The sequence below is a fragment of the Bradyrhizobium sp. UFLA05-108 genome (genome assembly GCF_059803455.1).
The window spans coordinates 1-582 of record NZ_JBANAZ010000264.1 but is presented as its reverse complement, the minus strand read 5'-3'; the positions used below and the strand labels follow the sequence as shown (position 1 = coordinate 582).

Annotated in this window: 1 protein-coding gene; it reads left to right on the top strand. The window is 54.6% G+C overall.

What is annotated here, in order from left to right:
• On the top strand, positions 1-582 hold a 582-nt coding region (locus SO140_RS46395), incomplete at both ends, for a DUF4432 family protein (RefSeq protein ID WP_498544265.1).

Here is a 582-nt window from a genome sequence, read left to right as displayed (position 1 = left end):
CCTCGCGGGTTGAGGTTGAGGTCGCGGATACGGCGCCGTATGAAATTCGTGTTCGCGGCCTGATCAAAGAGAGCACATTCAAAAAAGCCGATCTGCAAACCCTGACCGAATTGCGCTATGTGCCCGGCAGCAACAGTTTCCGCCTGCATGATGTGTTAACCAACCGGGCGGATTATCCCCATGACTACCAGATTATTTATCACAGCAATTTCGGCGCACCGATTCTGGAAAATGGCGCCCGCTTCCTGGCGCCGATGGCCAGCATCAGCCCGTTTAACGACTATGCCAAAGCCGGGCTGAAGACCTGGGCAACCTATGCCGGTCCAACCAAAGGGTTCGATGAAATGGTCTTTAACATTAAGCCCTTATCGGATCCGAATCATCAGACACTGGCGGCGCTGGTCAATAACGCGGGCGACAAAGGGGTGGCGATTCAGTTCGATACCCGCCAGTTGCCCGTCCTGACGCTGTGGAAGAATACCGATACGTTAAAACAGGGGTATGTCACGGGGATTGAGCCGGGCACCAGTTATGCCTACCCGGTCACTATCGAGCGCGAACAAAAACGCGTTAAGCAGCTGC